This window comes from Pseudomonas rustica (assembly GCF_018336155.1).
Lineage (GTDB): Bacteria > Pseudomonadota > Gammaproteobacteria > Pseudomonadales > Pseudomonadaceae > Aquipseudomonas > Aquipseudomonas rustica.
The window spans coordinates 29724-35960 of record NZ_JAGYHF010000001.1; the positions used below are offsets into that span (position 1 = coordinate 29724).

General features: G+C 56.5%; 6 protein-coding genes. 5 read left to right on the top strand and 1 reads right to left on the bottom strand.

Translation table 11 applies throughout. From position 1 onward, the window contains the following. Positions 1–200: 200 nt before the first annotated feature. The 5 genes from KFS80_RS00170 to dsbG all read left to right on the top strand — a co-directional run bounded on the left by KFS80_RS00170 (position 201) and on the right by dsbG (position 5206). A complete protein-coding gene (locus KFS80_RS00170; protein WP_212543678.1) occupies positions 201–905 on the top strand; it encodes a hypothetical protein in 705 nt (234 codons plus the stop codon). Positions 906–1039: 134 nt separating this feature from the next. Further along, entirely contained in the window at positions 1040–1717 is a 678-nt protein-coding gene (locus KFS80_RS00175; RefSeq protein WP_212543679.1) for a hypothetical protein, read from the top strand. A gap of 128 nt (positions 1718–1845) precedes the next feature. Further along, positions 1846–3579 carry a protein-disulfide reductase DsbD gene (gene dsbD, locus KFS80_RS00180; RefSeq protein WP_212543680.1) on the top strand — a complete coding sequence of 578 codons (1734 nt, stop codon included), beginning with the start codon at positions 1846–1848 and terminating at the stop codon, positions 3577–3579. Continuing rightward, entirely contained in the window at positions 3579–4460 is an 882-nt protein-coding gene (locus tag KFS80_RS00185) for a TlpA disulfide reductase family protein (RefSeq protein WP_159815155.1), read from the top strand. The genes dsbD and KFS80_RS00185 overlap by 1 nt, the downstream gene beginning before the upstream one ends. After that, on the top strand, positions 4436–5206 hold the full coding sequence (gene dsbG, locus KFS80_RS00190) for a thiol:disulfide interchange protein DsbG (protein WP_053122222.1): 771 nt from the start codon (positions 4436–4438) through the stop codon (positions 5204–5206). Before KFS80_RS00185 ends, dsbG begins: the two co-directional genes overlap by 25 nt. An 82-nt stretch (positions 5207–5288) precedes the next feature. Here the strand turns inward: dsbG and KFS80_RS00195 are convergent, their stop codons facing one another. Then, entirely contained in the window at positions 5289–6101 is an 813-nt protein-coding gene (locus tag KFS80_RS00195) for an alpha/beta fold hydrolase (protein ID WP_212543681.1), read from the bottom strand. Positions 6102–6237 lie beyond the last annotated feature (136 nt).

Here is a 6237-nt window from a genome sequence, read left to right on the forward strand (position 1 = left end):
GACGAGAAGAGGAGAAGCAACGGTGGCTCGGCGAGTCCTGTTAAACAGCTTCTGTTAAATATCCACCTTATCGAGGCCACACTCAAATATTAGATGATAGAAATAAACAGAACAACATGCCCATCTCACATTTACCCGTTAGTGCATTACTGTCTACACCACAGGAATAATCCTGCTCACAACTTAAACACGGAACAATTATGCCCAAACTAAAGAACTTCGTCGCCGTCGACTGGCGCGCAGGAAAAGACAAAATCTACTTCTTCTTTAAAGACCCCGAGACCTACTCTCGATTCGATATTGATGATAACCGCGTCATTGACGGCCACCCCACTACCGTCGGATACCAAAACTGGCATGACTTCCATATCCACGTTGAAAATTTGCGTTTCGGTTTCACCACCACAGGTTTCAAAGACGCAGAATATATGGCGTTTGACTCCGATATCTTGTGGTTATTCTACTATGACCGCGAGCAACCTATGGTCTGCAAATACGATCAGGATCTCGACAAAGTTAATAGCTTCATGCCCCTCTCCAAATCTCCCTGGTTTAAATTGGAACCCTTCTTCGATCGAATTGTTGCTGGTACTTGGCGAGAACGAGCACACCAGCCGCGGGAATTTGAGTTCTTGCTCAATGATGGTACCTGCCTGCTTCTGAATCTCACGAATGACGTAAACATACTGCGCCTCTTCCCTATCGACGCTCTCTACCCCGCGCTGACCCACTTTAAAGACAGGATCATAACCGCCGTGCAAAACGACCGGTCACTGGCAGAGAGTCATTACTATGTTTTTCTGACGGGAAACCAGTACCTCAGGTTCAACCTTTGGACGCGTGAATTGCTCGCAGGACCGACTGACGTCAATGATGGAAACTGGCCAGGACTATTACGAGATTGAACCGATTCATCAAGGCGCGTGTCGGGCGGGCGAATTTCCGGTGAGGTTAATCATCCGCCAGGCCGTGCCCAAAAAAGTTATACCCGCAACACACCCCCATTACTTTTAATAAAATTTTCAATGTGAGTTTTAACATGAGCAAAAACTTTGTAGCGGTTGACTGGCGCTCCGGCCCCGACCGTATTTACTTCTTTTTCAAGGACTACAACTACTATAAACGCTTCGACCTTGGAGACAATAAAGTCCCCCCCGGCTATCCCGCCATTGTTACTGATCATTGGCATGGTTTCGACAAGGCTGCCGAATATTTGTACTTCGGCTTCACCACCACTGCCCCCAGCTGGGACGGAGGTAACGATACCCTCTGGCTATTCTATGAGGAAGACGATGCACCTTACGTCTGCGAGTTCAACCAGAAAACCGACAAAGCCCGCTCAAAAAAACCTATCGAACAGTCCATATGGGCAGTATTGCAACCTTACTTCTACAACATAGTGGGTGTCATGTGGGCTGAAAGTTCGGCCGACAAGGAAGTTTATTGGTTTCTAATGAATGACGGCAACTATTTAGTCTATGACCTGTATTCCAAAGCATTCGAAATACGTCCCCTGAAAAACTCTCCTTGGGCGGAATTGGAACAATACAAATACCGTATGATGACTGCAGTAACAAACGACTACCCGACCTTCGATAGATATTTTTACGTATTCCTGGACGACAATCAGTATCTGAAATATGAACAAAGCTCGAAAAAAATAACCGGGCCCCATGCTGTTTCCGACGTCTCTTGGCCCGGGCTGATAAAGGACTGAAGTCTCCTGTAAGCTTCTGTGCGCTGGCGTCGGACTCCCCATCCGTAATCAATGGGGATGGCGGTTAATCATCGGTTAATCGCCACCGCCCATTGTTCACCCCACTTGCACAGGGACAAGGCTCCTCCATGCGTCATTTTTTTCTTTTGTTTGCACTGCTGATTTCGAGTCTGGCCCAGGCCGGGAATAATCCTTTCGAATCAAAACCGGAATTTTTGCCGGTCGACAAGGCGTTCGTCCTCACGTCCGAACGCCTGGAATCCGGTGAAACCCAGCTGTTCTGGCAAATCACTGACGGCTACTACCTGTATCAGAAACGCCTGAAATTCGATGGGCTGAACGCCGAACAACAACCAGCGCTGCCAACAGGTGAATCCCACAGCGATGAGTTTTTCGGTGAGCAACCGGTTTACCGCCAGGGCCTGGAGGTGAAAATCCCGGCCTCGGCCAGCGGCCAGATCAAAGTCAGCTATCAGGGCTGCGCCGATGCCGGTCTGTGCTATCCACCGCAAACCCGCGTGATTGATCTGGGGGGCAAAGCCGCCGTCGCTGCCAGTACCGAAGCGCCGGATCAAGCCTTGGCCAGCAGCCTGCAACAACGGGCGCTGGGCTGGAGTTTGCTGGTGTTCTTCGGCCTTGGTCTGTTGCTGGCCTTCACCCCTTGCACGTTGCCGATGTTGCCAATTCTGGCGGGCATGGTCGTCGGCAGCGGCGCCACTCCGCGTCGTGGTTTTGCGCTGGCCGGCAGTTATGTGATTTGCATGGCGCTGGTGTATGCCGCGATGGGCGTGATTGCCGCGCTGCTCGGCGCCAACCTGCAAGCGTGGCTGCAAAACCCTTGGCTGCTCGGCACCTTTGCCGCGATCTTCGTGGTGCTGGCATTGCCGATGTTCGGCTTCTTTGAACTGCAACTGCCGGTGGCGCTGCGTGATCGTCTTGAACACGCCTCACGCAGTCGCAGTGGTGGCAGCCTGATCGGTGCCGGTGTGCTCGGTGCGTTGTCCGGTCTGCTGGTCGGCCCGTGCATGACCGCGCCGCTGGCCGGAGCATTGCTGTATATCGCGCAAAGTGGCAATGCGTTGCACGGCGGTTTGATTCTGTTCTCGCTGGGAATTGGTATTGGCGTACCGCTGTTGCTGCTGGTGACTGTCGGCAATCGCTTCCTGCCAAAACCGGGTGCGTGGATGAACCTGCTCAAAGGCGTGTTCGGTTTCCTCTTTCTTGCTACCGCGTTGCTGATGCTGCGTCCGGTGCTGGATCCGTCGTTGTGGCTGGGCCTGTGCGGTGCGCTGCTGTTGATCGCCGCTTACAGCGCCTGGAAACAATCCGAAGGCTTTGGCCGAGTTGCGCAGATGTTCGGCGCCGCTGCACTGCTGCTGGGTTTGTGGGGCAGTTTACTGGTGATCGGCGCGGCAGGCGGCAGTGATGATCCGTACCAACCACTGCAGGTTTACAGTGCCGGTCGCACCGCAAGCGCCGCACCGGATGGCCACGAAGCGTTCACCACCGTCAAGGATCCTGCCGCTTTGCAAAGCGAACTGGATGCTGCGAAAGCCAAGGGCCAGTGGGTGCTGCTCGATTACTACGCCGACTGGTGCGTGTCGTGCAAAGTCATGGAGAAACAGGTGTTCGGCAAAGACAAGGTGATGCAGGCGCTGAGCGATGTGCGTCTGCTCAGGCTTGATGTCACCGCCGACAACGCTGCCAGCCGCGAACTGCTCAGCCGTTACAAAGTGCCGGGGCCACCGAGTTTCGTCTGGATCGGCACTGACGGCGAAGAACGCCGCAGCCAGCGTATCACCGGCGAAGTCGATGCCGACACCTTCCTGCAACGCTGGGCCACCACCCGGGACGCCAATTAATGCTGACTTTCACCCTCGGCACTTTTGCCATCGCGCTTAACCACCTGCTGCTGATCAGTGCTTTGGCGCTGGCGACGTTTGTTGGCTGGCGGGTGGCCAAGCGCGGCGGTGATAACCCCGAGTCGGCGCTGTTCAGTCTGTTTCTGCTGGGCATGTTGGCCGCGCGCATCGCGTTTGTGCTGATGTACTGGTCGCACTACCGCAATGACCCGTGGCAAATCATCGACCTGCGCGATGGTGGTTTTCTGGCCTGGCCGGGGGTGATCGTTCTGCTGTTGGCAGCGCTGTATCGCGGCTGGCGTCGTCCGGGCTTGCGTCGACCGTTGGGTTTTGGCGTGGCCAGTGGCGTGGTGTTCTGGCTGTTGGCGACGCTGTCACTGAACATTTACGAACAGGGCACGCGCCTGCCGGACATCGCCCTGCGCAATGCCGCCGGGGAGACGGTCAAACTCAGCGATTATCAGGGTGGCCCGCTGGTGATCAACCTCTGGGCGACCTGGTGCCCGCCGTGCCGACGGGAAATGCCGGTGCTGGAAAACGCTCAGCAACAACGTCCCGACCTGACCTTCCTGTTCGTCAATCAGGCGGAAAGCATGCAAAGCGTTGCGACGTTTCTCGAAACCCAGGGCCTGAGCCTGAACAACGTGTTGTTCGATCGCGGCGGCCGACTCGGTCAAGCCGTGGGCTCCATGGCTTTGCCGACTACGCTGTTCTATAGCCCTGATGGCCGCCTGTTGGGCAGCCATTTGGGTGAATTGTCCAATGCCAGCCTGGCGCGCGCACTGGAAAACTTCGACACCGCGCCTTCAAGTCCCAATCCGGCCGCAGCGACGGTCAACTCTGCAAGGAAACTGCCATGCCTCGCCTCCGCCACCTGCTGACGCTGACTCTGGGCACTGCCCTGTTGCACCTGCCGTCCGTGCAGGCCGCTGAAGAACTGCCGGCCGCGATCAAACAGATCGAAGCCAAAGGCGCGAAAATCGTCGGCCAGTTCGATGCTCCCGACGGTTTACGCGGCTATGCAGCGCAATACCAGAATCGCGGCATGGCGCTGTACCTGACCGCGGATGGCAAACACGTGATTCTCGGCAATATGTACGACGCCGACGGCAAGGATCTGAGCAGCGAACCGTTGCAGAAACTGGTCTATGCGCCAATGGCCAAGGAAGTCTGGGCCAAGTTCGAGGCGAGCAACTGGATTCAGGACGGCAACAAAGATGCACCGCGTACCGTGTATCTGTTCAGCGACCCGAACTGCCCGTATTGCAACATGTTCTGGGAACAGGCGCGGCCCTGGGTGAAGTCCGGCAAGGTGCAATTGCGTCACATCATGGTCGGGATCATCCGCGAAGACAGCCCGGGCAAATCCGCTGCACTGCTGGCCGCAAAAGACCCGGCCAAAGCCCTGGAAGATCACGAAAAGGCTGGCAAGGGCAGCTCGCTCAAAGCCTTGAAAGATATTCCCGCAGCCGTGCAAACCAAACTGGCGGCGAACATGCAGTTGATGGAAGACCTGGATTTACAGGCCACCCCGGCGATTTTCTACATGGATGCCAAGGGCGAGCTGCAACAGCAACAAGGCGCGCCTTCGCCGGACAAATTGGCGCAGATTCTTGGGCCTAAGTAAGCAAGATCAAATGATCGCAGCCTGCGGCAGCTCCTACAGGGGAATGCGTTTCCTGTAAGAGCTGCCGCAGGCTGCGATCTTTTCAATGGCGCTCAGCCAAAAAGGCAAGCAACACCTCCGTAACAAACTGCGCATTCTCCAGATTGGAGATATGCCCCGCTTCCGGCACCAGCGCCCACGGGCAACCAATCAACTCGGCCATTTCCTTTGCCTCTGACGGTGGTCGCGGTTTGTCCTGATCGCCGCACAGCACCAGCGTGCTGGCAGCGCTCAATTCGCTCAGACGCGGCAACAAATCTTCGCGGCCAAAGGTGATGCGCCCCATCGGCACGATGCTTTCGCGCAGGCGATCTGCGCTGTACGCCGCCAGTTTCGCGCGGAATGCCTGATACAGCGGCGACTGCGGATCGATGCCCGGGCGGAAGAAGATCGGTACGACGATGTCGAGCAGTTGCTCGGAGATTTCACCGGCGTCTTCGATTTGCTTGAACAGCGAGAAATAGTACTGGCGGGTAGGTTCCGGTTCAACGCCGAGGTAGGTGTCCATCAGCACCAGCCCGTTGATCCGCTGCGGTGCCGCCAGCGCGAGACGTGCGCCCCACATTCCGCCGACCGACAATCCGACGAGAGTGACCTGATCAATCTGTAGATGATCGAGCAAGGCCTGCGCCTGCCGGGCGATGTCATCGAGGGAGGTGGTGCCTTCCGGTAGCCGGCCTGACTCGCCGTGGCCCCACAGATCGAGGGCGATCACCCGGTAGTGTGGCGACAACGCGGCGATCTGCGGCGCCCACATGGCGTGATCCCACAGATAGCTGCCGGCGAGCAGTACCGCCGGGCCGGTGCCTTGATCAATGTAATGCAGCGCTTGTCCGTCAACCGTAAAGAAGGGCATCGATTCACCTGCGCGGTAAAAAACAGAACCGGCAGACTGAGCTGCCGGTTGGTTGTCGTCAATCGGGGAAATGATGCGGTTTGTGTTGAGGCTGATGACGCCTTCGCGAGCAAGCCCGCTCCCACAGGGGAACGCA

Coding starts and splice junctions, on each gene's coding strand:
- KFS80_RS00170 (WP_212543678.1), top strand. CDS start 201: ATGCCCAAACTAAAGAACTTCGTCGCCGTCGACTGGCGCGCAGGAAAA.
- KFS80_RS00175 (WP_212543679.1), top strand. CDS start 1,040: ATGAGCAAAAACTTTGTAGCGGTTGACTGGCGCTCCGGCCCCGACCGT.
- dsbG (WP_053122222.1), top strand. CDS start 4,436: ATGCCTCGCCTCCGCCACCTGCTGACGCTGACTCTGGGCACTGCCCTG.
- KFS80_RS00195 (WP_212543681.1), bottom strand. CDS start 6,101: ATGCCCTTCTTTACGGTTGACGGACAAGCGCTGCATTACATTGATCAA.
- KFS80_RS00185 (WP_159815155.1), top strand. CDS start 3,579: ATGCTGACTTTCACCCTCGGCACTTTTGCCATCGCGCTTAACCACCTG.
- dsbD (WP_212543680.1), top strand. CDS start 1,846: ATGCGTCATTTTTTTCTTTTGTTTGCACTGCTGATTTCGAGTCTGGCC.